The sequence below is a fragment of the Staphylococcus simulans genome, from assembly GCF_003043455.1.
Classification (GTDB): domain Bacteria; phylum Bacillota; class Bacilli; order Staphylococcales; family Staphylococcaceae; genus Staphylococcus; species Staphylococcus simulans_A.
Map to the genome: position 1 here is coordinate 31,593 of NZ_PZGG01000010.1, position 26,669 is coordinate 58,261.

Annotated in this window: 24 protein-coding genes, 1 riboswitch and 2 other annotated features; of the genes, 20 read left to right on the plus strand and 4 right to left on the minus strand. The window is 35.5% G+C overall.

Annotation, left to right across the window (positions count from 1 at the left end; translation table 11 throughout):
• Window positions 1-77 precede the first annotated feature (77 nt).
• From thrS to BU038_RS03270, 17 genes are all read left to right on the plus strand, one after another.
• A complete protein-coding gene (gene thrS, locus BU038_RS03190) occupies window positions 78-2,021 on the plus strand; it encodes a threonine--tRNA ligase (protein ID WP_107604778.1) in 1,944 nt (647 codons plus the stop codon).
• A gap of 57 nt (window positions 2,022-2,078) precedes the next feature.
• Window positions 2,079-2,254: riboswitch (Lysine riboswitch) on the plus strand.
• An 86-nt stretch (window positions 2,255-2,340) separates the two neighbouring features.
• Window positions 2,341-3,828, plus strand: coding sequence for an amino acid permease (locus BU038_RS03195; protein ID WP_107604779.1), 1,488 nt, complete (start codon window positions 2,341-2,343; stop codon window positions 3,826-3,828).
• A 64-nt stretch (window positions 3,829-3,892) separates the two neighbouring features.
• Window positions 3,893-4,029 (plus strand) — a sequence feature (ribosomal protein L20 leader region).
• A 24-nt stretch (window positions 4,030-4,053) separates the two neighbouring features.
• Window positions 4,054-4,581 (plus strand): translation initiation factor IF-3, encoded by a 528-nt coding sequence (gene infC / locus BU038_RS03200; protein WP_107604780.1) that lies wholly within the window; start codon window positions 4,054-4,056, stop codon window positions 4,579-4,581.
• Between the two features lie 31 nt (window positions 4,582-4,612).
• Entirely contained in the window at window positions 4,613-4,813 is a 201-nt protein-coding gene (rpmI, locus tag BU038_RS03205) for a 50S ribosomal protein L35 (protein WP_002481156.1), read from the plus strand.
• A 110-nt stretch (window positions 4,814-4,923) separates the two neighbouring features.
• On the plus strand, window positions 4,924-5,280 hold the full coding sequence (gene rplT / locus BU038_RS03210; protein ID WP_107604781.1) for a 50S ribosomal protein L20: 357 nt from the start codon (window positions 4,924-4,926) through the stop codon (window positions 5,278-5,280).
• Window positions 5,281-5,411: 131 nt separating this feature from the next.
• Entirely contained in the window at window positions 5,412-6,023 is a 612-nt protein-coding gene (locus BU038_RS03215) for an NUDIX domain-containing protein (RefSeq protein WP_107604782.1), read from the plus strand.
• Window positions 6,024-6,038: 15 nt separating this feature from the next.
• Window positions 6,039-6,980 carry a hypothetical protein gene (locus tag BU038_RS03220; RefSeq protein WP_107604783.1) on the plus strand — a complete coding sequence of 314 codons (942 nt, stop codon included), beginning with the start codon at window positions 6,039-6,041 and terminating at the stop codon, window positions 6,978-6,980.
• A gap of 161 nt (window positions 6,981-7,141) precedes the next feature.
• Window positions 7,142-8,467, plus strand: a complete 1,326-nt coding sequence (gene tig / locus BU038_RS03225) for a trigger factor (protein ID WP_107604784.1) — start codon at window positions 7,142-7,144, stop codon at window positions 8,465-8,467.
• Between the two features lie 400 nt (window positions 8,468-8,867).
• Window positions 8,868-10,130 (plus strand): ATP-dependent Clp protease ATP-binding subunit ClpX, encoded by a 1,263-nt coding sequence (clpX, locus tag BU038_RS03230; RefSeq protein ID WP_107604785.1) that lies wholly within the window; start codon window positions 8,868-8,870, stop codon window positions 10,128-10,130.
• 148 nt (window positions 10,131-10,278) lie between these two features.
• Entirely contained in the window at window positions 10,279-10,866 is a 588-nt protein-coding gene (gene yihA / locus BU038_RS03235) for a ribosome biogenesis GTP-binding protein YihA/YsxC (protein WP_107604786.1), read from the plus strand.
• 251 nt (window positions 10,867-11,117) lie between these two features.
• Entirely contained in the window at window positions 11,118-12,455 is a 1,338-nt protein-coding gene (hemA, locus tag BU038_RS03240) for a glutamyl-tRNA reductase (RefSeq protein WP_107604787.1), read from the plus strand.
• A gap of 22 nt (window positions 12,456-12,477) precedes the next feature.
• Entirely contained in the window at window positions 12,478-13,302 is an 825-nt protein-coding gene (locus BU038_RS03245; RefSeq protein WP_107604788.1) for a cytochrome C assembly family protein, read from the plus strand.
• Between the two features lie 31 nt (window positions 13,303-13,333).
• The gene (gene hemC, locus BU038_RS03250) at window positions 13,334-14,260 is read left to right on the plus strand and encodes a hydroxymethylbilane synthase (protein WP_107604789.1); all 927 of its coding nucleotides are present in this window, start codon (window positions 13,334-13,336) and stop codon (window positions 14,258-14,260) included.
• 24 nt (window positions 14,261-14,284) lie between these two features.
• Window positions 14,285-14,974, plus strand: a complete 690-nt coding sequence (locus tag BU038_RS03255; RefSeq protein ID WP_107604790.1) for a uroporphyrinogen-III synthase — start codon at window positions 14,285-14,287, stop codon at window positions 14,972-14,974.
• Entirely contained in the window at window positions 14,971-15,954 is a 984-nt protein-coding gene (gene hemB, locus BU038_RS03260) for a porphobilinogen synthase (RefSeq protein ID WP_107604791.1), read from the plus strand. Before BU038_RS03255 ends, hemB begins: the two co-directional genes overlap by 4 nt.
• Entirely contained in the window at window positions 15,955-17,244 is a 1,290-nt protein-coding gene (hemL, locus tag BU038_RS03265) for a glutamate-1-semialdehyde 2,1-aminomutase (protein WP_107604792.1), read from the plus strand. It abuts the gene before it with no gap.
• Between the two features lie 178 nt (window positions 17,245-17,422).
• A complete protein-coding gene (locus tag BU038_RS03270; protein ID WP_107604793.1) occupies window positions 17,423-18,499 on the plus strand; it encodes an AbrB family transcriptional regulator in 1,077 nt (358 codons plus the stop codon).
• 52 nt (window positions 18,500-18,551) lie between these two features.
• On the opposite strand, the gene pcp is transcribed toward BU038_RS03270, so the two are convergent.
• The 4 genes from pcp to BU038_RS03290 all read right to left on the minus strand — a co-directional run bounded on the left by pcp (window position 18,552) and on the right by BU038_RS03290 (window position 21,505).
• Complete coding sequence (gene pcp, locus BU038_RS03275) at window positions 18,552-19,193, minus strand: pyroglutamyl-peptidase I (RefSeq protein ID WP_107604794.1); 642 nt, start codon at window positions 19,191-19,193, stop codon at window positions 18,552-18,554.
• A gap of 24 nt (window positions 19,194-19,217) precedes the next feature.
• Window positions 19,218-20,144, minus strand: coding sequence for a DUF979 domain-containing protein (locus tag BU038_RS03280; protein ID WP_107604795.1), 927 nt, complete (start codon window positions 20,142-20,144; stop codon window positions 19,218-19,220).
• Entirely contained in the window at window positions 20,141-20,839 is a 699-nt protein-coding gene (locus BU038_RS03285; protein ID WP_107604796.1) for a DUF969 domain-containing protein, read from the minus strand. Before BU038_RS03285 ends, BU038_RS03280 begins: the two co-directional genes overlap by 4 nt.
• 105 nt (window positions 20,840-20,944) lie before the next feature.
• Window positions 20,945-21,505, minus strand: a complete 561-nt coding sequence (locus BU038_RS03290) for a DNA-3-methyladenine glycosylase I (protein ID WP_107604797.1) — start codon at window positions 21,503-21,505, stop codon at window positions 20,945-20,947.
• Window positions 21,506-21,567: 62 nt separating this feature from the next.
• Window positions 21,568-21,781, plus strand: a binding site (T-box leader).
• A 40-nt stretch (window positions 21,782-21,821) separates the two neighbouring features.
• Here BU038_RS03290 and BU038_RS03295 point away from each other — a divergent pair.
• The 3 genes from BU038_RS03295 (at window position 21,822) to BU038_RS12815 (ending at window position 26,598) form a co-directional block, all read left to right on the plus strand.
• Window positions 21,822-24,452 carry a valine--tRNA ligase gene (locus tag BU038_RS03295; protein ID WP_107604798.1) on the plus strand — a complete coding sequence of 877 codons (2,631 nt, stop codon included), beginning with the start codon at window positions 21,822-21,824 and terminating at the stop codon, window positions 24,450-24,452.
• Window positions 24,453-24,463: 11 nt separating this feature from the next.
• The gene (locus BU038_RS03300; protein ID WP_107604799.1) at window positions 24,464-25,732 is read left to right on the plus strand and encodes a bifunctional folylpolyglutamate synthase/dihydrofolate synthase; all 1,269 of its coding nucleotides are present in this window, start codon (window positions 24,464-24,466) and stop codon (window positions 25,730-25,732) included.
• A 242-nt stretch (window positions 25,733-25,974) separates the two neighbouring features.
• Window positions 25,975-26,598, plus strand: coding sequence for a prepilin peptidase (locus BU038_RS12815; protein ID WP_107604800.1), 624 nt, complete (start codon window positions 25,975-25,977; stop codon window positions 26,596-26,598).
• The last annotated feature ends 71 nt before the right edge of the window (window positions 26,599-26,669 follow it).

A 26,669-nucleotide genomic window follows, 5' to 3' on the forward strand; every position in this document is an offset into this window, starting at 1 on the left:
ATCACGAGAGCCTCGTCCCTTTATTGGGCGGGGTTCTTTTTGTTTTACGTGAAGATTATAAATGGAGGCGTTTATGAATGGATAAAATTAGTATTACATTTCCAGATGGCAACAGTTCTGAATTTGACAAAGGCATTACTACTGAAGAAATCGCACAATCAATCAGTCCGGGATTAAGAAAAAAAGCAGTAGCAGGTAAATTTAACGGACAAATGGTTGATTTGACTCGTCCACTTGAAGAAGATGGATCAATTGAAATCGTTACACCGGGTAGCGAAGAAGCACTTGAAGTATTACGTCACTCAACTGCACATTTAATGGCACAAGCATTAAAACGTTTGTATGGTGACGTGAAATTCGGTGTAGGTCCTGTTATTGAAGGTGGTTTCTACTACGATTTCGATACAGATGCTAAAATTTCATCAGACGATTTCCCTGAAATCGAAAAAACAATGAAACAAATTGTGAATGAAAATCATAAAATTGAACGTAAAGTAGTCAGCCGTGAGGAAGCAAAAGAATTCTTTAAAGATGATCCATATAAACAAGAATTAATCGATGCAATTCCTGAAGATGAAAACGTGACACTTTATACACAAGGTGAATTTACTGACTTGTGCCGCGGTGTACATGTACCTTCAACTTCAAAAATTAAAGAGTTCAAACTGTTATCTACAGCGGGTGCTTACTGGCGTGGTGACAGCAATAATAAAATGCTGCAACGTATTTACGGTACAGCGTTCTTCGATAAAAAAGAATTAAAAGCGCATTTGAAAATGCTTGAAGAGCGTAAAGAGCGTGACCACCGTAAAATCGGTAAAGAGTTAGACTTGTTCATGAACAGTCAATTAGTAGGTGCTGGTTTACCACTATGGTTACCAAACGGTGCGACAATTCGTCGTGAAATCGAACGTTACATCGTTGATAAAGAAGTCAGCTTAGGCTATGACCACGTTTATACACCAGTTTTAGCAAATGTTGACTTATACAAAACTTCTGGACACTGGGATCATTATCAAGATGACATGTTCCCACCAATGAAATTGGATGAAACTGAAGAAATGGTTTTACGTCCAATGAACTGTCCACACCATATGATGATTTATAAAAATAAACCACACTCTTATAGAGAATTACCAATTCGTATTGCTGAATTAGGTACAATGCACCGTTACGAAGCAAGTGGTGCGGTATCAGGATTACAACGTGTACGTGGTATGACTTTAAATGATGCGCACATCTTCGTACGTCCAGACCAAATTAAAGAAGAGTTCAAACGTGTTGTTGAATTGGTTCAAGAAGTTTATAAAGATTTCGGTTTCGAAAACTACAGCTTCCGTTTAAGTTACCGTGACCCAGAAGATACTGAGAAGTACTTCGATGATGATGAAATGTGGAATAAAGCAGAAGCGATGTTGAAAGAAGCAGTAGATGAAATGAACTTACCGTATGAAGAAGCGGTGGGTGAAGCGGCATTCTACGGTCCTAAATTAGACGTTCAAGTTAAAACAGCTATGGGTAAAGAAGAAACTTTATCTACAGTTCAACTTGACTTCTTATTACCAGAACGCTTCGACTTAGCATATATTGGTAAAGACGGAGAAGAACACCGTCCAGTAGTTATTCACCGTGGTGTGGTATCAACTATGGAACGTTTCGTCGCATTCTTAACTGAAGAAACAAAAGGGGCTTTCCCAACTTGGTTGGCACCAATGCAAGTTGAAATTATCCCTGTTAACGTTGATTTACATTACGATTATGCACGTCAAATCCAAGATGAATTAAAATCACAAGGTGTGCGTGTTGAAATTGATGATCGTAATGAAAAAATGGGTTATAAAATCCGTGAAGCTCAAATGCACAAAATCCCATATCAACTTGTAATCGGAGACAAAGAAATTGAAAATAACGAAGTGAACGTGCGTAAGTATGGTTCTAAAGATCAAGAAACTGTAGAAAAAGATGAATTCATTTGGAATTTAGTGGATGAAATCCGTTTAAAAAAACAACGTTCGAATTAAGACCTTGAAATCAGGCGTGAATTAAGGTATATTACAATGTAGTTAATTAAATATTAAAAAAGTGTTAGAGGTTGCATCTTTGATGAGTTGCTTATCAGAAGCTTTATTGGAGCGTAGGTTGAATAAGTTAAAGGCAAAGATGCCGAAATTTACAATAGCCATAACTATTGTATTTTGGGTCAGTTTCCGAATAGGAACTGAACTGTCACATAATGTGATGTGCTACCGTATATGATAAATTTCAAATGATGGTCGCATATCAAGCGGCCATCATTTTTTGTATTCATGCAAGCCTCTATACTAAAGAAAGGAATCGATTATGAACAATCAATCTAATCAGGATGCAGGCATCCAAAGAGGTCTGAAAGACCGTCATATCTCCATGATTGCTATCGGGGGATGTATCGGAACAGGATTATTCGTTACATCAGGCGGTGCAATTCATGACGCTGGACCACTTGGAGCATTAATCGCATACGCGGTTATCGGTATTATGGTGTTCTTCTTGATGACATCATTAGGAGAAATGGCAACGTACTTACCAGTATCTGGTTCATTCAGTACGTACGCAACACGATTTGTAGACCCATCATTAGGCTTTGCTTTAGGATGGAACTATTGGTTTAACTGGGTCATCACTGTAGCAGCGGACGTAACCATCGCAGCACAAGTTATCCAGTACTGGGATCCAATGAAAGGCATTCCTGCATGGGCATGGAGTGTACTCTTCCTTATCATCATCTTCTCTTTAAACTCTTTATCAGTAAGAGTATATGGTGAAAGTGAATATTGGTTTGCATTAATTAAAGTAGTAACAGTTATTGTCTTTATTGGTATCGGCTTACTTACTATTGTCGGAATTATGGGTGGAAAATTCATTGGTTTTGAAACATTCACTTCTGGTGATGGTCCAATCCTAGGTGGTAATTTAGGCGGAAGCTTATTATCAATCTTAGGTGTATTCTTAATTGCTGGTTTCTCATTCCAAGGGACAGAGTTAATCGGAATTACAGCAGGGGAATCAGAAAACCCTGAACGTGCAGTACCAAAAGCAATTAAACAAGTATTCTGGAGAATTTTATTATTCTATATTTTAGCTATCTTTGTAATTGGTATGATTATTCCTTATACTCATCCGGCATTGATGGGTGGAGAAGATAATATTGCAACATCACCATTTACATTAGTGTTTAAAAATGCTGGTTTAGCATTTGCGGCGTCATTTATGAACGCAGTTATCTTAACTTCAGTATTATCAGCAGGTAACTCAGGTATGTACGCATCAACACGTATGTTGTACTCTATGAGTAAAGATAAACTGGCAGCATCAGCTTTTGGTAAAACAACTAAGCATGGTGTACCATTCTTAGCATTGATTGCTACTGGTGTGGTAACAGTATTCATCTTCTTATTACAACACTTAAGCGGTGACGCATATGAATATATCGTTGCAGCAAGTGGTATGACAGGCTTTATCGCATGGGTCGGTATTGCAATTAGTCACTATCGATTCAGACGTGCATTTAAAGTCCAAAATTATGATAAACATGAATTGAAGTATAAAGCTAAATGGTTCCCATTCGGCCCGATTTTCGCAGGTATCTTATGTGTAATCGTTATTATCGGCCAAGATGTTGACTTCATTAAAACAGGTGATTTTGATCCGAACCGCTTTATCATCACTTATATGGGTATTCCAGTTTTCTTAGCATTCTTCTTGTATCACAAAATCAGATATAAAACTAAAAAAATACCATTGAAACAAGTTGACTTAAGTCAAGATGTGGATATGAGCCAATTTAAATAAAGTTTGAAATTTTAATTGACTTTGTCTTGTAATGTTGATATGATTGTATACGTTGAATACGAAACGAACCAAGTAGAAGCTTCCCGCTTCTCACCTGTAGCGACGCTTAAGGCTGTTGGCAGGTCCAAAACAACGTTACAATGATAACGTTGACTTTATGGAAAAGAGCGGGCACTTCTGTGTCCGCTCTTTTTTTACTTGGGATATTTCGTAAATATAACGGAGGTGTTAACCATAGCAAAAGATCAAACGCAAGTTAACGATAGAATTCGCGCAAGAGAAATTCGTGTCATTGGTCAAGACGGTGAACAAATCGGTGTTAAACAAAAACGTGAAGCACTAGAAATGGCGGATCGTGTTGGTTTAGATTTAGTCGTAGTAGCGCCTAACGCTAAACCACCTGTTGCTCGTATTATGGATTACGGTAAATACAAGTTCGAGCAACAGAAAAAAGAAAAAGAAATGAAGAAAAAACAAAAAGTTATCAACGTTAAAGAAATTCGTTTAAGTCCAACTATTGAGGAACATGACTTCCAAACTAAGTTGAAACAAGGACGCAAATTCTTAACTAAAGGCGATAAATGTAAAGTTTCAATTCGTTTCAGAGGACGTGCCATTACACATAAGGAAATTGGTCAACGTGTATTAGAGAAATTTGCAGGAGAATGCAAAGACATCGCTTCAGTTGAACAAAAGCCTAAAATGGAAGGCCGTCAAATGTTTATTATGCTAGCACCACTAGCAGAAAAATAATTTTTAAAGATATTACAGGAGGAATTTCATTATGCCTAAAATGAAAACACACCGCGGAGCAGCTAAACGTGTTAAAAGAACTGCTTCTGGTAAATTAAAACGTTCAAGAGCTTATACTTCTCACTTATTCGCAAACAAAAGCACTAAACAAAAACGTCAATTACGTAAATCAGCTTTAGTTTCTAAAAGTGATATGAAACGTGTAGCACAATTATTAGCTTACAAAAAATAAGTTATTAATGAGATAAACGCACAGGTCAGCTTTAGCTTTGAAATAAAGAAAGCGCCTGAAACCAATTAAAAATAATCAGAGTTATAGATATAACCAAGGAGGAATTCAATATGCCACGTGTTAAAGGTGGAACAGTAACAAGAGCGCGTCGTAAAAAAGTAATCAAATTAGCTAAAGGTTACTTCGGCTCTAAACATACTTTATATAAAGTAGCTAAACAACAAGTAATGAAATCAGGTCAATACGCATTCCGTGACCGCCGTCAAAGAAAACGTAATTTCCGTAAATTATGGATTACTCGTATTAATGCGGCAGCTCGTAACCACGGCTTAAGCTACTCAAAATTAATGAACGGCTTAAAACAAGCTGACATCGACATCAACCGTAAAATGCTTTCTGAAATTGCGATTTCAGACGACAAAGCTTTCGGTGAATTAGTTGAAAAAGCTAAAGCAGCTTTAAAATAATGCACTTACAATACTCAATCATTGGTAGATAAGCATACTGATGATTGAGTTTTTTAATACAACTTTACGTGGATTTTAAAACTTTGATAGAATACAGACAAGTACATAAACACAAAGTAAAGGAGAAACACATGTCGAAATTTGATGAAAGAATAATTGTAGTACCAAGAGAAATTGTTTTTAACCAAGAAAAAGATGCATTCAATGGTTTCTTATCAAAAAATGATCCATCAGGGGAAGCGATTTTCGATAACTTAGAAAAGTATGAAGTGAAACGTCGCGGCGATATGGAAGAAGATCCGACATATAAACAATTAATCTCATATTGTTTATTAGAGAACGAAAAAGGCGAAATATTAGTATATGAACGTCTGTCAGGTGGTGGTGAAAGTCGTTTACATGGACAGTCATCGATAGGTGTCGGCGGTCATATGAATGATGTGATGGATGCACAATCCATTAATGAGGTCCTACGTGTTAACGCACAACGTGAATTAGAAGAAGAAGTAGGACTAAATAGCAGTAAAACACAAAATATGGAATACATCGGTTTTATAAATGATGACACGAATGAAGTCGGAGAAGTTCATTTAGGTGTCGTATTTAAAATTAGAGTAGATTCTAATAGTGTTGAAGCAAAAGAAACTGATACACTTAAAATCAAATGGATGAATCAAGGCAAAATTGATAATTACGATGACTTTGAAACATGGAGTGCATTAATCTTAAAAGCATTTAATTAGAAGCGGGTGTAAACAATGACTGATATAATCCCATTTCCACAAAATCAAGCCAAATTGATTAATGATATTAAAACATCTTTTAAGCATGAACAATATGATGAGATGTATGACACTTTTATGAAGTATGAGAAAGATTTTGAGCTCGATACTGAATTAGCTTTATTAAAGTGTGAAATGCTTTTACGAATGGAACAATATTTAGAGTTGAGAGAAGAAGCGATTATCTTATTGAAACAAGGTTTCGATGCATACAATCGTTTAATGGTTTACTACATGACTAGTTTGCATGGCTTAGGTCAATATTATGAATGTGTAGAACTTTTCAATCAAATTATTGATCAAGTGAAAGATCATGATATACGTATGCAGTTGTTTCCTATAAAAGAAGATGCGCAAATGCAGCTGAATCAAAATAAGAAACACTATATTTCAAAAATGAGCCGCTTTACATCTTTAAATATTGATCAACAACTTTATTTGTTGTTTGATATGATGCATGAAGGTCAATATGGCTTTGCTGAAACTTTCGCTGAAATATTAAACCAAGAGCAACTTCATTCACATGTGCAGACGATTATCTTAGAATATTTGAAAAAAGCCCAGTATCAACATCAAATTCATTTCATTAAAAATAATGCAGCATTCGAAGTGTTGCCAAAAGCATTGCCGGGACTCGAAAATGCGGCTTTCACACAAAAAGTGATTCCAGCAGTGATGCAGCGTTTTGAAGACCAATTCGGCAGTCAGATGCGTAGTGAAATTTCACAGATGTTACAAGGCTTCGCTATTGGTATTTATCCACTGGAAATCGAAGAGGAAGCACCTGTAGAAGATTGGATAGACACATTCTTTAATTATATAGAAAGTATGTTGAATCTTTCGGAATCAGCAGAAAAAGATATGAGTGAGCCTGTCTTAAAGTGGATTCATGCGATTGAACAGAATATCACTCAATAATTGGGGTAATATGATATTATTGACCTTGATAGAAATATAAAAAACAGTTTGTTATAACATTGCGTAGTCGTTCTAATCACGAGGTTTGTAACCAATTTATACGTATGCTATAATGAAAAAGTTGAAAAATTAAAAAAGGATTATCATGGAGGTTTTTATACATGACAGCAACATGGGAAAAAAAGGAAGGTAACCAAGGCGTTTTAGAAGTTACAGTTCCTGCTAAAAAAGTAGATCAAGCAATCGATCAAGCATTCAAGAAAGTAGTTAAACAAGTAAATATTCCTGGTTTCCGTAAAGGGAAAGTTCCTCGCCAAATTTTTGAACAACGTTTTGGTGTAGAAGCACTTTACCAAGATGCAGTAGATATCTTATTACCAGAAGCTTATGGTGAAGCTATCGAAGAAACTGGTATCAAACCAGTTGATCAACCAGAAATCGAAGTAACACAAATCGAAAAAGGTAAAGACTTGAAATTCAACGCTACTGTTACAGTTGAACCAGAAGTAAAACTTGGTGAATACAAAGGTCTTGAAATTGAAAGACAAAATGCTGAATTAACAGACGAAGAATTACAAGAACAAATTGATCACAGCTTAGGTCACTTAGCTGAAATGGTAATCAAAGAAGACGGTACAGTTGAAGAAGGCGATACTGTAAACTTAGACTTCGATGGTTATGTTGATGGTGAACAATTTGAAGGCGGACAAGCTGAAGGTTACGATTTAGAAATCGGTTCAGGTATGTTCATCCCTGGTTTCGAAGAACAATTAGTTGGCTTAAAAACTGGTGAAGAAAAAGACGTTAAAGTTACATTCCCAGAAGAATACCACGCTGAAGAATTAGCTGGTAAAGAAGCAACATTCAAAGTTAAAATCAATGAAATCAAATACAAAAATGTTCCAGAATTAGACGATGAAATTGCAAATGAATTAGATTCAGATGCAGATAACGTTGAAGAATATAAAGAAAATCTTCGCAAACGTCTTGAAGAAGAAAAGAAAGTCAATGCTGAAAATGTTGAAAAAGAAGAAGCAATCAACAAAGCAGTTGAAAATGCTGAAGTAGACATCCCAGAAGCAATGATTAACACTGAGTTAAACCGCATGATGCAAGAATTCGAACAACGTATTCAACAATCTGGTTTAAACTTAGAAACTTACTTCCAAATCTCTGGTCAAGATGAATCTCAATTAAGAGAACAAATGAAAGACGATGCAGAAGCACGTGTTAAAACTAACTTAACATTAACTGCAATTGCGAATGCTGAAGACGTAGAAGCATCTGAAGAAGATGTAGATAAAGAGTTAGAAGCAATGAGTACACAATTCGGTATCTCTGCAGAAGATATCAAGAAAACATTAGGCAACACTGACTTAATTAAAGGTGATGTACGTGTTAAAAAAGTTATCGATTTATTGGTAGACAATGCTAAATTTGTTGAAGGTAAAGAAGATAACAAAGAAGAAGAAAAAGAAGAAAAATAATTCATTCATTTCCAATTGAATAAATGAATAGGTAGAGGGTGAAGTTGCATAGTAACTGATTCATACTAAGATGCATGTGCATCATATGAATTATAATGTGTGATTTCATCCTCTACAGTGATTTATGGTCGAAATCATTTCGTTTTAGAGATGCTTATGCTATATTGTTTGTAAGCAATTTTGTTGCATAACCTTTACAAAATGATATATTCAATATACAAGTTGATAAAGTAATGAAATCACCATAGATATAATAATATTAATTGTAAATGAACTAAAACCTGAAAAAATGTCGGATATATACAGGTTTTAAAAGTAACGATAAAGTCTATAAACACATTTATTGCATACTATAAAGTGTTTTAGTATAGTCTTTATGGAATAGAGGTGTAAATAATAAATGTTTAAGTTCAATGAAGATGAAGAGAAATTGAAATGTTCTTTCTGTGGCAAAGACCAAGACCAAGTTAAAAAACTTGTAGCTGGCAGTGGCGTATACATTTGTAATGAATGTATCGAATTATGTTCTGAAATTGTAGAGGAAGAACTTGCACAAACTGCTACAGAAGAATTTACAGATTTACCGACCCCGAAAGAGATTATGGATCAATTAAATAACTATGTAATTGGTCAAGAGAAAGCTAAGAAATCATTATCTGTTGCTGTATACAACCACTATAAACGTATCCAACAATTAGGACCTAATGATGACGATGTAGAACTTCAAAAAAGTAACGTCGCTTTAATCGGACCTACAGGTAGCGGTAAAACATTACTTGCACAAACTTTAGCTAAAACTTTAAACGTTCCATTTGCGATTGCAGATGCAACAAGTTTAACTGAAGCAGGTTATGTAGGTGAAGACGTAGAAAATATCTTATTACGTTTAATCCAAGCAGCTGACTTTGATATTGATAAAGCAGAAAAAGGTATTATTTACGTGGATGAAATTGATAAGATTGCACGTAAATCAGAAAATACTTCAATTACACGTGATGTATCAGGTGAAGGTGTACAACAAGCATTGCTTAAAATTCTAGAAGGTACAACTGCAAGCGTTCCACCTCAAGGCGGACGTAAGCATCCGAACCAAGAATTTATCCAAATCGATACAACGAATATCTTATTCATCCTTGGTGGTGCCTTTGATGGTATCGACGATGTGATTAAACGTCGTTTAGGTGAAAAAGTAATCGGCTTCGCAAGCAATGATGCAGCGAAAGTTGATGAAAGTGCACTATTAGAACACATCCGTCCAGAAGATTTACAATCTTATGGATTAATCCCAGAATTTATCGGACGTATTCCAATTGTTGCAAACTTAGAAACGTTAGATATTTCAGCGTTGAAAAATATCTTAACGCAACCTAAGAATGCGTTAGTTAAACAATACAAAAAAATGCTTGAACTCGATCATGTTGAACTAGAATTTACTGATGAAGCTTTATCAGCGATTGCCGAAAAAGCTATCGAACGTAAAACTGGTGCACGTGGCTTACGTTCAATCATTGAAGAATCATTAATTGAAATCATGTATGATATCCCATCTACAGACGATGTAGCAAAAGTGGTTATCACTGCTGATACAATCAATAATGAATCTACACCAGAATTGTATGATGCAGAAGGAAACAAAGTGAATTTAGAAAAAACTTCTGCGTAATTAAGATAAATCGAGCACTCTTTTACTCTAATGAGGGTAGGAGAGTGCTATTTTTATGTACATTTTAAGTAATGGATTCACTTTTAAAATTAAAATTTGATATAATGAAACGCGAATCAATCTAAAAGTAGTAGAAAAGAGGTCGAATATGAATATCAACCCAAATAATATAGAACTGTTAATCAGTGCGGTCAAACCAGAACAATATCCTGAAACTGGTCTAGATGAAGTAGCCTTAAGTGGTCGTTCGAATGTAGGTAAATCTACATTCATCAATAGTATGATTGGACGTAAAAATATGGCGAGAACATCACAACAACCAGGTAAAACACAAACACTGAATTTTTATGATATTGATGAACAACTTGTTTTCGTGGATGTACCAGGTTATGGCTATGCGAAAGTAAGTAAAAAACAAAGAGAACAGTTTGGTAAAATGATTGAAAAATATATCACTGAACGCGAACAATTAAAATTGGTAATTCAATTGATTGATATTAGACATGCACCGACGCAAGATGACGTGTTGATGTATGACTTCTTAAAATATTATGATCTGCCAGTATTAATCATTGCGACAAAACAAGATAAAATCGCAAAAGGCAAAATCCAAAAACATCTAAAAGTAATTAGAGAAAAACTAGAAATGGAAAGTGAAGATACAATTATCAGTTATTCATCGATTAATAATAAGAATCAACAAGTGATATGGAATGCGATTCAAAGTTATTTATAATGAGTCTTATCTAAAAATGTGAATTTTGATTTTTGTGCCTTAGATGAATCTTGGTAACGACTTTACATCACGGCTTTCGGCAAATATGTCATAAATATGAATGAATAGTGCAATCAAAGTGAAATATGACAAAATTATGACTACGCTTTTTCTAGATTAGAATATTTCTAATTAAAAAGGTTTGATGACTTTAAGGTTTAAATATGTGTGTTATAATTAGTGTATTGTCAATAGTATGGAGGGCGTTAAAAATGCATATAATTGCGATAAGCATCAACCATCGTACCGCTGATGTAGCATTGAGAGAGAAAGTTGCTTTCAAAGCTGATGCCATACATGAATCGCATATTGATTTATTTGAAACAAAATCAATATTAGAAAACGTGATTTTATCAACGTGCAACCGAACTGAAGTGTATGCAGTAGCAGACCAGATTCACACTGGACGCTATTATATCCAACGCTTCTTAGCACGTAAATTCGGTTTAGAAGTTGATGAAATTAAATCAATGTCTGAAGCATTGGTGGGGGATGAAGCTGTAGAACATTTATTTAATGTAACTTCAGGCTTAGATTCTATTGTGTTAGGGGAAACACAAATTCTTGGCCAAATGAGAGATGCATTCTTTACAGCACAAGAAGTAGGTACAACAGGTACGATTTTCAATCATTTATTTAAACAAGCAATCACATTTGCGAAACGTGCACATCATGAAACTGATATTGCTGATAATGCTGTCAGTGTTTCATATGCAGCCGTAGAATTAGCTAAAAAAGTATTCGGCCATCTTAAATCACAACATGCTGTGATTATCGGCGCTGGAGAAATGAGTGAACTTTCACTACTGAACTTGATGGGTTCAGGTATTGAACATGTTACGGTTGTGAATAGAACAGCTGAGCGTGCATGCCAATTAGCTGAGAAGCATCAAGCTTCTTATGCCTCAATGGAAGAGTTAGAATCTTTATTAGTCAATGCAGATATTGTGATTAGTTCAACAAGTGCATCTGATTATATTATTACTCGAGATATGATGGAATCTGTAAGACATCAACGTAAACAAGAGCCAATGGTCTTAATTGATATTGCGGTACCTAGAGATATTGATCCAGCTATTGAATCTGATATGAACATTTTCAGCTACGATATCGATGACCTTAAAGGACTTGTTGATGCGAATTTACGCGAAAGAGAAGCAGCAGCAGCTCAAATCGCTGAACAAATTCCAAATGAAATCGCAACGCATAATGATTGGGTTAACATGTTAGGTGTCGTTCCAGTGATTAGAGCTTTACGTGAGAAAGCAATGCATATCCAACAAGAAACTATGGACAGCATTGATCGTAAATTACCTGATTTAAGTGAACGTGAACGTAAAGTGATTTCTAAGCATACGAAAAGTATCATTAATCAAATGTTGAAAGACCCGATTAAACAAGCTAAAGAATTGAGTAATGATAAAAATAGCAGTGAAAAATTAGAGCTGTTCCAAAATATCTTTGATATTGAAGCTGAAAGCGAATATGAAAAGAGTGTTGCTAAAAAAGAACGCCGACTTTCAGCAAGACAAATCTTAGGTTTTGATTAAACAGCCATAGTATGGTGATGATATGCAAGATATATTTTTCGTGCGTTTCCATGAAGTAACCTTGCTGATTTATTTACTCAGTATTTCTTGCTATTTTTATGATTTTTTTAAAAAGAATCATAAAATTAGAACCTTAGGGTTCTACACACTAGGGATTGTTTGGTTACTACAAACAATCTCTTTGTCTTTATATATCAACATGGCCAGATCAGTTCCACTGGGTTCGGTCTTTGATGTGTTTTATTTTTTAAACTGGATGATATTATCAATTTCGATAGTCATCAGTGTCGTAAAGCACTTAGACTTTTCTATATTTTTGTTTAATGCCATTGGGTTTGTAGTGATGTCGATACATACCTTCAGACCAAATGAAACGTATATTCGAGATGCAGCGTTTAATGTGAATCATGAATTGTTGATTATACATGTTTCACTCGCCATTATCAGTTATGCGTTATTTTCACTCGCTTTTGTGAATGGTGTGTTATATGTATTGCAGTATCGTAACCTTAAACACAAGCATTTCGATCAAAAATATTTTAGAATAGGTAGTGTGTACAGCTTAGAAAAAATGACGTTTTATTCAACAGTCATTGGATTAGTAATTTTAATTATCGGAGTTATATTAGGCGCACAATGGGGTTTTCAGACAATAGGTTTCAATATTTTGTTAGATCCTAAAGTCGTATCTTCAATAATTGTTATGATTTGTTATGGCATCTATATTCTCTTACGAACAAGAAAATGGGTGAGTCCGTTAAATCATGTTTTATTTAACATGCTGATTTATCTTTTCAGTATGTTCAACTTATTGTTTATTTCTCATTTTCCGAATTTCTTCGGATAAAGTATAACTTTATGCAGAGGAGGACGTTGGCATGCGTAAGCTTGTCGTTGGTTCAAGAAGAAGTAAATTGGCGTTGACTCAAAGTCGTCAGTTTATTGAAAAATTAAAAGAAGTACAACCAGATTTAGATATTGAAATTAAAGAAATCGTCACTAAAGGCGATCAGATTGTAGATAGACAACTTTCTAAAGTAGGTGGCAAAGGTTTGTTTGTGAAAGAAATACAACAAGCCTTATTTGACCGTGAAATTGATTTAGCAATCCACTCACTAAAAGATGTACCAAGTGAATTACCAGAAGGTTTAACACTCGGGTGTGTTCCTGATAGAGAAATTCCATTCGATGCATTTATCTCTAAAAATCATGTGAAACTAGCAGACTTGCCAGATGGCAGCATCGTCGGTACAAGTTCTTTAAGACGCGGCGCTCAAATTTTAGCTAAATATCCTAATCTTGAAATCAAATGGATTAGAGGAAACATCGATACACGTCTTAATAAATTAGAAACTGAAGATTATGATGCAATTATTTTAGCAGCAGCTGGTTTACGCAGAATGGGTTGGTCTGATGATATTGTAACTGAATATTTACAACCAGACTTATTAATTCCGGCAATCGGTCAAGGTGCGCTAGGCATAGAATGTCGTAGTGATGATACAGAACTCTTGGACTTATTGAAAAAAGTGCATAATCAAAGTGTAGCAGAATGTGTCACAGCTGAACGTACTTTCCTTAAAGAGATGAACGGCAGCTGCCAAGTACCTATTGGAGGTTATGCAACAGTTGATAATGATGGCCAACTGACATTTACAGGTTTAATTATGTCACCAGATGGCAAGCAACGCTTTGAGCATACAGTTAACGGACAAAATCCTGTTGAACTTGGTAAAGAAGCAAGTGATGTCTTGAAAGAACAAGGTGCATATGAAATCATTGAAGCACTCAATGATGAAGCCTAATCTATAAGTTGGAGATGAATTGCTATGAGTGCATCAGTCATAATGACGCAATCCAGTGCAATGCACACAGAGGATCAAACGTGGATACATTTGCCGTTCATCAAATTAGAACCGTTATCTTTTGATGAATCAGTATTAAAGCGTTCCTATACGTGGCTAGTTTTATCCTCTAAAAATGCAGTGAGATATTTTTTACCGTATCTTTCACAACTAAGTTATCAAAAAGTGGCAGTCATCGGTAAAAAAACACAACGTTTTTGCGAACAGCATGGGATAGAAGTAGATTTTTGTCCTGATGATTTTTCACAAGAAGGATTTCTAGACAAATTTTCTTTTGAAAATGGCGCCTCTATTTTTATACCAAGCAGTAAAGCAGCACGTCCTTTGTTAGAAGAGGAATTAAAAGAACGTGGGGCAGATGTGGTTAAAATCGATTTATATGAACCTGTTGAGCATCAACAAAATATTCATGAAGCAATTGAATTGTTGAAAAATCGTTCAGCGGATGGAATTGCATTCGCAAGTTCATCTTCCGCAGAAAACTTTTTTAATGCGTTGAAACGATACCGAATTCAACCAATATTTGAATGTTATGCTATAGGTCAACCAACTTATGAAACAGTTCGCAAAAATGGTTATGACGCTGTTATAGCACAAAAGCAAACAATTGATGGTTTAATCAATACAATAAAAGAAAGTAGGAATCTTAAATGAGTTTTGACAGACACAGAAGATTACGTATTAATGAATCAATGCGCAGTCTTGTAAGAGAAAATCACGTACGTAAAGAAGATTTGATTTATCCTATCTTTGTCGTAGAAAGAGACGATGTTAAAAAAGAAATTCCATCAATGCCTGGAATATATCAAATCAGCTTGAATCACCTAGAGGAAGAATTACAAGAAGCTTATGATTTAGGTATCAGAGCAGTGATGTTCTTTGGTGTCCCAAATGAAAAAGATTCAGTGGGTACAGGTGCATACGCACATGAAGGTATCATTCAACAAGCAACAAGAAAATCTAAAAAACTTTATCCAGACATGTTAGTCTTAGCAGACACTTGTCTCTGTGAATATACAGATCATGGCCACTGCGGTCTAATTGATGACCATACGCATGATGTGGATAATGATAAAACGTTACCTTTACTTGTGAAAACAGCAATTTCTCAAGTAGAAGCGGGTGCAGATATCATCGCACCAAGTAATATGATGGATGGTTTTGTGACTGAAATTCGTAAAGGATTAGATGAAGCAGGCTATTACAATATTCCGATTATGAGCTACGGTATTAAATATGCATCAAGTTTCTATGGTCCTTTCCGTGATGCTGCTGAATCTACACCATCATTCGGTGATCGCAGAACATATCAAATGGATCCTGCTAACCGTCGTGAAGCACTGCTTGAACTTGAAAGTGACTTAAAAGAAGGTGCAGATATGATGATTGTTAAACCTGCACTTAGTTACTTAGACATCATCAGAGATGTAAAAGAAAGAACGAATGTTCCAGTTATCGCATATAATGTCAGCGGTGAATACAGCATGATTAAAGCAGCAGCATTACAAGGATGGATTGATGAAGAACGTAACGTTATGGAACAAATGGTTTCAATGAAACGTGCAGGTGCAGACATGATTATTACGTATTTCGCAAAAGATGTTTGTCGTTATTTAGATAAGGAGGACAAATAAATGAGTTACGAAAAGTCTATTGAAGCATTTAAAAAAGCAGAACAATTAATGCCCGGTGGTGTGAACAGTCCGGTACGTGCATTCAAATCTGTAGATATGCCGGCCATCTTTATGGATCATGGTAAAGGTTCAAAAATCTATGATATCGATGGCAATGAATATATTGATTACGTGCTAAGTTGGGGACCTTTAATTTTAGGTCATGAAAACAAACAAGTCATTGAGAGCTTGCATAAAGCAGTTGATAAAGGTACAAGCTTCGGTGCTTCTACATTAGAAGAAATCAAATTGGCTGAACTTGTGATTGACCGTGTACCATCAATTGAGAAAGTCAGAATGGTTTCTTCAGGTACAGAAGCAACTCAAGATACAATTCGTTTGGCTAGAGGTTATACAGGCCGTGATAAAATAGTAAAATTTGAAGGTTGCTACCATGGCCATAGTGACTCACTTTTAATTAAAGCAGGTTCAGGTGTTGCTACTTTAGGTTTACCAGATTCTCCAGGTGTGCCTGAAGGTACAGCTAAAAGTACAATTACAGTACCATACAATGATTTAGATGCGATTAAACAAGCGTTTGAAATGTATGGCGATGATATTGCGGGTGTGATTGTAGAACCGGTAGCTGGCAACATGGGTGTTGTACCACCAATTGAAGGTTTCTTACAAGGTTTAAGAGATGTCACGAATGAATATGGTTCATTATTAATCTTTGATGAAGTGATGACAGGCTTCAGAGTAGGTTATAACTGTGCACAAGGTTACTTTGATGTTATGCCTGACTTAACTTGTCTAGGTAAAGTTATCGGTGGGGGCTTACCAGTCGGTGCATTCGGCGGTAAAGCTGAAATCATGGATAAAATTGCACCAGTCGGTTCAATTTATCAAGCAGGTACATTATCAGGTAACCCGCTAGCTATGACGAGTGGTTATGAAACATTAAGTCAACTTACACCTGAAAGTTATGAATACTTCAATGAACTAGGTGACTTATTAGAAGAAGGTTTGAAAAAAGTTGCGAAAAAACATAATGTACCATTAACAGTTAATCGTGCAGGTTCAATGATTGGTTACTTCTTAAACGAAGGGCCAGTGACAAACTTTGCTCAAGCTAATCAAAGTGACTTGAAGTTATTCTCAGAAATGTATCGTGAAATGGCGAAAGAAGGTGTATTCTTACCACCTTCACAATTCGAAGGAACATTCTTATCTACTGCTCATACAAAAGAAGATATTGAGAAAACAATTGAAGCGTTCGATAAAGCATTTGAACGTGTGACAAACAAATAATCATTTGCTATATGACAGAGTGAGACATCGTATATAAGGATGTCTCACTCTGTTTTTATATATAATAATTTTGAAAACGATTATAATATCGGTTAGAAATCAATTCTTATAACTTTAGAATAAAGCGTGTTATGATGGTAATGAATGAAAAGTAGTGGGATAAGGGTAGTGGTAATCAATGAATAAAAAATTGCGTAATAATCTTATTGTATTGTTACTGGCAATCGTTATCAGTTTGATTCTATCTGCAATGAATATCATGCTGCCTTATATGTTTGGACCTATCATCGCAAGTATCATTTGTATCCGTGTTTTTAAGTTGGAAGTAGAATGGCCGTTTTGGCTCAGTCAGTTGGGTTTGATTTTACTTGGGGTGCAAATCGGATCCACATTTACACGTACGGTATTAAATGATATTACGCAAAACTGGTTATCAATTGTTTTAGTAACAGTATTGCTGTTGGGGATGGCAATACTGATTGCGTACTTCTTTAAAAAAATCGCGAAAGTGAATAATGAAACAGCTTTGCTAAGTGTTATACCTGGTGCGTTGAGTCAGATGTTGATTATGGCTGAAGAAGATAAACGTGCAAATATTTTAGTGGTGAGTTTAACACAGACGTCACGTGTCATTTTCGTGGTGATTTTAGTACCGATGATGTCTTATTTTATGTCGAGTGGAAGCGGAGATGCCTCTAGTAGTAAGGTAGTGGAACTTGAACCGTTGACTCGCGTATTGAATCTCGGACAAATTGCTTTGTTGGTAGTTGGCATTGCGATTGTTTACTTTGTGATGGCGAAAATTAATTTTCCAACGAAACAATTACTTGCACCGATAGTGGTATTGATTGCTTGGAATATGTTTACGAATGAAACATTTTCACTAGATAACTATTTAATTGCAGCAGCACAAATTGCATATATGATTCGAATTGGTATTCAAATTTCTAAATTAATGAATGATTTAAAAGGACGTGTTGCAGTTGCTATCGCATTTCAAAATGTGATGCTCATTTTATTAGCAGGTGTAATGGTTTATTTAATTTCACTCTTTAATCATATGCGATTGAACGATTTATTCTTAGGCGCAGCACCAGGCGGCATGAGTCAAATTGTCTTGGTCGCAATGGAAACACATGCGGATGTAGCTATCATCTCTAGTTTCCATATCTTTAGAATTTTCTTTATCCTGTTCATAATTGCGCCAATCATAAAATACTTCTTAAGTTATACTGAGCGTAAATTGAATAAGTAACACATGAAAATAACCGCCGATGAGGCGGTTATTTTGTATTCATACAATTAAATTAATGTGTTTCTCCTAAAGCGATATTTTCATCGCTGTTATCTGCTGATAATTCTGAGATTGCTGCTTCTAATCCTTTAACAATAGTATCTAGTGCCATTGAAGGAGTATTTGGTTTATTTGTCACTTGTTCAGGAATGAACGGTACGTGGATAAAACCGAATTGAATATATGGGAAAGTAGTCGCATGTAAATATCCCAATTGATATAACACATGGTTACAAACAAAAGTTCCTGCAGTATTTGATAGTGAAGCAGGAACACCTGCATCTTTAATCGCTTGTGTCAGTCGTTTAACTGGCATATTTGAAAAGTAAGCAGGTGCACCGTCTTCTTGAATGACTTCATCAATCGGTTGATTGCCTTTATTGTCAGCAATTCTCGCATCATCTACATTAATACCGACACGCTCAGGTGTTAAATCAAATCTGCCGCCAGCTTGTCCAATAGCAAGCACCGCATCATATGTTTCAATTTTAAGTTGTTGTTTGATGACTTCGACAGATTCATTGAATACAGTAGGGATTTCTAATTTAGTAATCGTATGTTCACCAATTGTTTCTGGTAATAACTTCACCGCTTCTAAAGCTGGATTTGTTTTTTCTTTACCAAATGGATCAAAAGCTGTTACAAGTATATTCATGTTATCTTCTCCTTTATCTATATATTAAAATGCCCAAAAATACATTAATCCGATGTGTACTAAGATTAATAAAAAGGCAACTGGAATTTGTGCTTTAATGACGCTAAATTCGTTTTTCATTTCTAATAAAGCGACTGGCAACGTGTTGAAGTTTGCGGCCATCGGTGTTAATAAAGTACCACAGAAACCACCAGTCATCGCTAGTGCACCCGCGATTGCAGGATCAGCACCTTGTGCAATAACAAACGGAATACCAATACTTGCGGTAATAACAGTGAAGGCTGCAAATGCATTACCCATCAACATTGTGAAAATGACCATACCTAAAATATAGGCAGTCGCACCAATTAAATGATTACCTTCAGGTAAGAAACTTGAAATCCCGTTAGAGATGACTTTTCCCACACCGCTGACTGTAAATAACACACCTAGAGCAGCTAAGAATTGTGGTAAGATGCCGACTGTCCCAACTTGTTGTGTCAATCTATCACTGTCATATAAAATGTATTTTGCTTTAGGCTTGATAATGAAATATGCAGCAATTAAACCGACAACTGAAGCAACACCTAAGCCAATCGCACCGCCTAACGGTGTCCAGTTCGAAACTATAACCGCAACAACAGCTAAAACAACAGCTGGCCAAAAGAGTTTATTGCCGAAACGTTCAGCGCCTTGCTCACCTTGTTTCTCAGTGACGTCCACAATATTTTTGATTGTGACTTGACGTGTTAGTGTTAATAGACCCATCAATAAAATAAGTGCGCCATTGACTACGTTTGGAATATAGGGTCCGAAAATAAACGTAATTGCGAGCAAAATCCAAAATAGAGCAGTGCCTATACGTTTCCCTTTGTTTGGGTCTCGAAGTACACGGTACGCTGTATAAAGTAATTGAATACCGATTAAAATATAAAAGAATTCAAGGATAGTATCTAATGTGTGTTGACTCATGCTTGGTCCTCCTTGTTTCTGTATTTACGTTCTAAATAACGGTCTAATAAGATGTTTTTAACTACCACGATAATAATAGTGATGATAGCAATTGGGACGGAAGCTAATGCCAAACTTACCGCATTGACTTTAATATCAAGTGAGTTAAAAGTACCAACCATTAATAGCACGCCTGCAGCACCTACGAATAAATTCTGCCCAAAGAAGTTACCGTAGTTCTCCATAGCTGAAGCTTCTGCTTTTATTTTCTCTACATCTTTTTCATCAATTTGTTCTGGTTTTAAATTGTACTTTGTTTTTAATGCACCTTGGACCATCGGATTAATTAATGGACGCACAAATTGAGGATGTCCTCCAATACGAATTGAAGCGAGTCCTGCAATTTCTCTAATCAATAAGTATAAAGATAATAAACGTCCACTGGTCACTGATTTAACTTTACCGATTAATACCGTTGCTTGTTTCTTTAAGCCGAAGCGTTCAATCAGCCCGACCATCGGCAATGTTAATAAGAAAAGAGAAACAAGACGGTTATCGACAAAGGCTTTGCCGAGGACATCTAATATTTCATAGAAATCCATACCGGATACTAGCCCGGTTACAATCGCAGCAGCTAAAATAACCGCAATTGTATCAAACTTAAATAGGAATCCAACAATAATGACTAAGATACCTATTAATTTCAACCACTCCATAAAATACCCCCTAAAAATATAATATAATTGATATTCTAGCATAAAATAGAGAGAATTTTACGACAATTTTAAATATTAAAATAAAATAGGGGCACTGTTGTGCTCCTATTGTTTTGAAGGTTTAAAAGGGCAATCAATTAGATGCGCATCATAAAGACCTGCTGCTTCTAAAAATGAAAACATAGTAACAGGTCCCATAAATTTAAAGCCATACTCTTTTAAGTCTTTAGACATTTGTTTGGCACGTTCATCGACTGTTATGCGGTCTTTAGTTGAACGATATTGCAAATCAATCGGTTGATAATCGACATATGACCAAAGGAAATCGCTAAAACTGCCATGTTCCTTTTCGATTTGTATATAGCCTTTGGCTTGGCTGACAATTGCTTCTAATTTCTTTCTATAGTGAACGATATTAGGAAATTCCATGAGTTCATCAATATCTTTTTCTGTCATTTGTGCAATTCTATAAGGATCAAATTGATGAAATGCTTCGCGATAAGCAGGTCGTTTCTTTAAGATGGTTAACCAAGATAAACCTGCATGTTGTGATTCTAAAGCCATTAATTCAAATAATTTTCGACTATCATAAAGCGGATGACCCCATTCTTCATTATGATATTCTATATAGAGTGGGTCAGTTGTGTTGAATGCACATTCATTCATAAAATTTCATTCCTTCGCATTGACTTATTTTAGAGTTCTATTATACTATAAATTAGTAGAGAATATGATTTCGGGAAGAGTAGACAGTTTATTAATTTCAAAGAGAATGTATGGTTGGTGAAAATACATAATTGATGCTGTTGAAGGTAGCCCGCTTGGATCTTTAGCTGAACAACAAAGTAGGTTAAAGCGTGTATTGAGCGTTAATCATTATGAAGTGCAATATAGATGAACTATGTTGAATTTAGGTGGTACCACGGAACATCCGTCCTATGTATAGGAACGGGTGTTTTTTATTTTAAGGAGGAATTGTCCTATGGAAATGAAACCAAAATACAATCCGAATGAGGTTGAAGCTGGACGCTATCAAGAATGGGTAGAGAAAGGTTATTTCAAACCTAGCGGAGATACTACAAAAGAAACGTATACGATTGTTATCCCACCTCCGAATGTAACTGGTAAATTACATTTAGGTCATGCTTGGGATACAACTTTACAAGATATTTTAACGCGTATGAAACGTATGCAAGGTTACGATACATTGTATCTGCCTGGTATGGACCATGCAGGTATCGCAACTCAAGCAAAAGTTGAAGCGAAATTACAAGAACAAGGCATTTCAAGACATGACTTAGGTCGTGAAAAATTCTTAGAGGAAGTATGGAGCTGGAAAGAAGAATACGCTTCATTTATTCGTCAGCAATGGGCGAAATTAGGTCTTGGTCTTGATTATGATAGAGAACGTTTCACTTTAGATGAAGGTTTAAGCAAAGCGGTTAAAAAAGTCTTTGTCGACATGTATAACAAAGGTTTAATTTATCGCGGCGAACGTATTATCAACTGGGATCCTGTTGCGAAAACTGCGATTTCAGATATTGAAGTGATTCATGAAGATACACAAGGTAAATTCTATCACTTTAAATATCCTTACGCGGACGGCGAAGGCTATATTGAAATTGCTACAACACGTCCAGAAACAATGTTAGGGGATACAGCGATTGTTGTTAATCCTAATGATGAACGTTATAAAGATGTTATTGGCAGAAAAGTTATTTTGCCGATTGTCGGTCGTGAATTGCCAATTTTAGCTGATGAATATGTTGATGTTGAATTTGGTAGTGGTGCAATGAAAGTTACACCTGCCCATGATCCAAATGACTTTGAATTAGGTAAAAGACATAATCTTGAATCTATTATTGTTATGGATGAATCAGGTAAAATGAATGATAAAGCTGGTAAATACGAAGGTATGGACCGCTTCGAATGCCGTGAACAATTAGTAGAAGACTTAAAAGCTGAAGACTTAGTCATTAAAATTGAAGATCATACACATGCGGTCGGTCATTCTGAAAGAAGCGGTGCGATTGTAGAGCCATATCTTTCTACGCAATGGTTCGTCAATATGGAACCTCTTGCGAAACGTGCACTTGATAATCAAAAAACAGATAACCGCGTGAATTTTGTACCTGAACGTTTTGAACATACTTTCAATCAATGGATGGAAAATATTCGTGACTGGACAATTTCACGTCAATTATGGTGGGGTCATCAAATTCCAGCTTGGTATCATAATGAAACAGGCGAAATTTATGTAGGAGAAGAAGCACCAGAAGATATTGAAAACTGGACGCAAGATGAAGATGTATTAGATACATGGTTCTCTAGTGCATTATGGCCATTCTCAACACTTGGCTGGCCAGATACGGAAGCAGAAGATTTTGAACGCTACTATCCAACAAATGCATTGGTGACAGGCTATGATATTATATTCTTCTGGGTTGCACGTATGATTTTCCAAGGATTAGAATTCACAGATCAACGTCCATTCAACGACGTGTTATTACATGGTTTAGTACGTGCGGAAGATGGTCGTAAAATGAGTAAATCATTAGGTAACGGTGTCGATCCTATGGATGTTATCGACCAATATGGTGCAGACAGCTTAAGATACTTCTTAGCTACAGGTTCATCACCAGGTCACGATTTACGTTACTCAACTGAAAAAGTAGAATCAGTTTGGAACTTCATCAACAAAATTTGGAACGCTGCACGTTTCAGCTTGATGAATATCGGTGAAGACTTCAAATTTGAAGATATTGATCTATCACAAAATTTATCACTTGCTGATAAATGGATTTTAACGCGCTTAAACGAAACAGTTAAAACTGTGACTGACTTAAGTGATAAATATGAGTTTGGTGAAGTCGGCCGTGCTTTATATAACTTTATCTGGGATGAATTCTGTGATTGGTATATTGAAATGAGTAAAATTCCAATGAACGGTGAAGACGAAGCACAAAAACAAGTCACTCGTTCAGTATTATCTTATGTGCTTGACCGTACTATGCGCATGTTGCATCCTTACATGCCATTTGTAACAGAAGAAATTTGGCAAAACTTACCACATGAAGGTGAAACAATTGTGACAAGTGCATGGCCAAAAGTTCAAACTGAATTTATGTATGAAGACAGTAAACAAGCAATGCAATATGTTGTAGAAATTATTAAAGCTGTCCGTCAAGCACGTTCAGAAGTGAATACACCACTTTCTAAAGCGATTCCGATTTATATCAAAACTAAAAATGCGGAAATTACACAAATGCTTGAAGATAACAAACATTATATTGACCGCTTCGGCCACCCAAGCGAATTAATCATTTCAACAGATATCGAAACACCTGACAAAGCAATGACTTCTGTAGTCGGCGCTGGTGAAGTGATTTTACCATTAGAAGGTTTAATCGATATGGATAAAGAAATTGCACGTCTTGAAAAAGAATTAGATAAATGGCAAAGCGAACTTGATCGTGTTGATAAAAAATTATCAAACGAGAACTTCGTAAACAAAGCACCTGAAAAAATTATTAATGAAGAACGTGCGAAAAAAGAAGACTATCAAGAAAAATATGATAGCGTCAAAGCTAGAATTGAACAATTAAGAGCATAGGAGTCCTGATAATGAATTACCTAGACAGCTTATATTGGATACACGAAAGAAATAAGTTTGGTATCAAACCAGGCACAAAACGCATGGAATGGATGCTTGAACGTTTAGGCCACCCAGAGCAAAATATTAAGGGCATCCATGTCGGCGGCACAAACGGCAAAGGTTCTACAGTCGCATACTTGCGCGCTGCACTTGTCGAAAATGGTTATGATGTCGGTACATTTACTTCACCTTATATTGAAACGTTCAATGAGAGAATCAGCTTGAACGGGACGCCTGTCAGTGATGATGTTATCGTTGAGCTGGTTGCGCGTGTGAAGCCAGTAAGTGAAGAGATGGAAGCGGAAACTGAATATGGAACTGCAACTGAGTTTGAAATTATCACAACGATGATGTTCTTATACTTCGGTGCGATACGACCTGTAGACTTTGTAATTGTTGAAGCAGGACTTGGTATTAAAAATGATTCAACAAATGTATTTGCACCTATCTTGACGATTCTGACGAGTATCGGTTTAGATCATACAGATTTATTAGGTTCAACTTATTTAGATATTGCTAAAGATAAAGGTGATATCATTAAAGCGAATACGCCATTTGTTTATGCTGTTAAAGAAGATGAAGCTTTAAAATACTTAAGCGAATATGCAGAAAAACAACAAGCGCCTGCTTATGAGTTAGATAAGGATATTTCTGTAGTTTCAGAAGAAGATGAGTTTACGTATCGCTTTAAAGATTATGAATTAGAAAATATTGCATTGCATATGTTAGGTGAGCATCAAAAAGAGAATGCGGCACTTGCGATTACAGCATTAATTGTGATGTTTGAAGCGGGTCAGATTCAATTAGACTTCAATAAAATGATTAAAGCCATGGAAGAAGTCAGTTGGACAGGACGTATTGAAGAAGTAAAAGAAAAACCACTTATGATTATTGATGGTGCTCATAATAATGAAAGTATCGATGCATTAGTAGATACAATCCAAAACTATTACCATAAAGATAAAGTAGATATTTTATTCTCAGCTGTGAGTGGCAAACCGATTCATCATATGTTAGAAGATTTAAGCCAGATTGCAGATCGTGTTTACATTACAGACTTTGATTTCTATCGTGCGAAGCCAAAAGAAGAAATCGCAAATGAAGCAGAAAATTTTGATCCAGTTTTAATTGATGACTATGTTGACTTTATAGAGAATTATGAAGGTGATGCATTAGTTATTACTGGAAGCTTATACTTCATTAGTGAAGTGAAAGCCAAAGTGAATTTTGAAGCATAACTATCAAAATTAAATATTCAATTTAAAACTCCTTTTGAGATGATATCTATTCAAAGTCATTTCAGAAGGAGTTTTCATGTTTTCAGCATGAAAAAAAGACAATTGTATAGGAGGTTTATGCGCAAAATTTTAAAATAAAATAAATTAAGTATTCTATTTGAAAATACCCTTTACAGTAAGTATAATAACGTTGATAATTCAGAAAGTAGGTGGAGCCTCTGCACATTTTTGTAGCTATCCTGATGACTTCAGTGATTGAAAGTTTTTTATATCAACTTTGTTTTGTTAAGCGATTAAACTTTGGCTATTTGAAACAACGTTCAAAGTGTGAAACGTGTCATCATGATTTAAAATGGTACGATTTAGTTCCAATTGTTAGTTTTTTGGCTTTAAAAGGTCAATGCCGATACTGTAGGCATAAGCTTTCTAAATTACATGTCATAGGTGAATTATTAGCCTTATTGCCAATAGTTTTACTGGTATTTCATGTAATTTATCCCTCTTCAGCATTATTTCTATCTATATATTTATTTCTACTCGTTGCAGCACTGTATGATAGTCATACGCATACTATCCCAACACACTTCGTATTTATTTTTCTTATAGTCGTATTTGCTATAGCGCCAAAAGTGTTTATAACGCAAATTGTTATCGTAATCTTACTGCACATTTTATTTTTACTTGCACCTCATGCGATAGGATATGGTGACATTTTAATTTTTTCTATCCTCAGTCTCGTTTTCCCTTATTTATTTTTCCTCATGATTTTTTGCATGACATTCATTATAGGTGGTTTATTTATTACAATGTGGGGCCGGGACATAATTGTTCTGGAACCTAATAAAAAGGACGATTTTCACATATAAAAATGAAAATCGTTCCTTTTTTATTTTGTCCAAGAAATTTTCAGCTCGTAGAGCTGCTAATTTCCTAATAT

Bases quoted from the DNA above. Each gene is read 5' to 3' on its own strand.
- yihA (WP_107604786.1), top strand. From the start codon at position 10,279: ATGAATATCAACCCAAATAATATAGAACTGTTAATCAGTGCGGTCAAA.
- BU038_RS03215 (WP_107604782.1), top strand. From the start codon at position 5,412: ATGTCGAAATTTGATGAAAGAATAATTGTAGTACCAAGAGAAATTGTT.
- hemL (WP_107604792.1), top strand. From the start codon at position 15,955: ATGAGTTACGAAAAGTCTATTGAAGCATTTAAAAAAGCAGAACAATTA.
- thrS (WP_107604778.1), top strand. From the start codon at position 78: ATGGATAAAATTAGTATTACATTTCCAGATGGCAACAGTTCTGAATTT.
- BU038_RS03285 (WP_107604796.1), bottom strand. From the start codon at position 20,839: ATGGAGTGGTTGAAATTAATAGGTATCTTAGTCATTATTGTTGGATTC.
- rplT (WP_107604781.1), top strand. From the start codon at position 4,924: ATGCCACGTGTTAAAGGTGGAACAGTAACAAGAGCGCGTCGTAAAAAA.
- tig (WP_107604784.1), top strand. From the start codon at position 7,142: ATGACAGCAACATGGGAAAAAAAGGAAGGTAACCAAGGCGTTTTAGAA.
- BU038_RS03300 (WP_107604799.1), top strand. From the start codon at position 24,464: ATGAATTACCTAGACAGCTTATATTGGATACACGAAAGAAATAAGTTT.
- BU038_RS03295 (WP_107604798.1), top strand. From the start codon at position 21,822: ATGGAAATGAAACCAAAATACAATCCGAATGAGGTTGAAGCTGGACGC.
- BU038_RS03290 (WP_107604797.1), bottom strand. From the start codon at position 21,505: ATGAATGAATGTGCATTCAACACAACTGACCCACTCTATATAGAATAT.
- hemA (WP_107604787.1), top strand. From the start codon at position 11,118: ATGCATATAATTGCGATAAGCATCAACCATCGTACCGCTGATGTAGCA.
- hemC (WP_107604789.1), top strand. From the start codon at position 13,334: ATGCGTAAGCTTGTCGTTGGTTCAAGAAGAAGTAAATTGGCGTTGACT.
- BU038_RS03245 (WP_107604788.1), top strand. From the start codon at position 12,478: ATGCAAGATATATTTTTCGTGCGTTTCCATGAAGTAACCTTGCTGATT.
- BU038_RS03255 (WP_107604790.1), top strand. From the start codon at position 14,285: ATGAGTGCATCAGTCATAATGACGCAATCCAGTGCAATGCACACAGAG.
- BU038_RS03195 (WP_107604779.1), top strand. From the start codon at position 2,341: ATGAACAATCAATCTAATCAGGATGCAGGCATCCAAAGAGGTCTGAAA.
- hemB (WP_107604791.1), top strand. From the start codon at position 14,971: ATGAGTTTTGACAGACACAGAAGATTACGTATTAATGAATCAATGCGC.
- BU038_RS03270 (WP_107604793.1), top strand. From the start codon at position 17,423: ATGAATAAAAAATTGCGTAATAATCTTATTGTATTGTTACTGGCAATC.
- pcp (WP_107604794.1), bottom strand. From the start codon at position 19,193: ATGAATATACTTGTAACAGCTTTTGATCCATTTGGTAAAGAAAAAACA.
- BU038_RS03280 (WP_107604795.1), bottom strand. From the start codon at position 20,144: ATGAGTCAACACACATTAGATACTATCCTTGAATTCTTTTATATTTTA.
- clpX (WP_107604785.1), top strand. From the start codon at position 8,868: ATGTTTAAGTTCAATGAAGATGAAGAGAAATTGAAATGTTCTTTCTGT.
- rpmI (WP_002481156.1), top strand. From the start codon at position 4,613: ATGCCTAAAATGAAAACACACCGCGGAGCAGCTAAACGTGTTAAAAGA.
- BU038_RS03220 (WP_107604783.1), top strand. From the start codon at position 6,039: ATGACTGATATAATCCCATTTCCACAAAATCAAGCCAAATTGATTAAT.
- BU038_RS12815 (WP_107604800.1), top strand. From the start codon at position 25,975: ATGACTTCAGTGATTGAAAGTTTTTTATATCAACTTTGTTTTGTTAAG.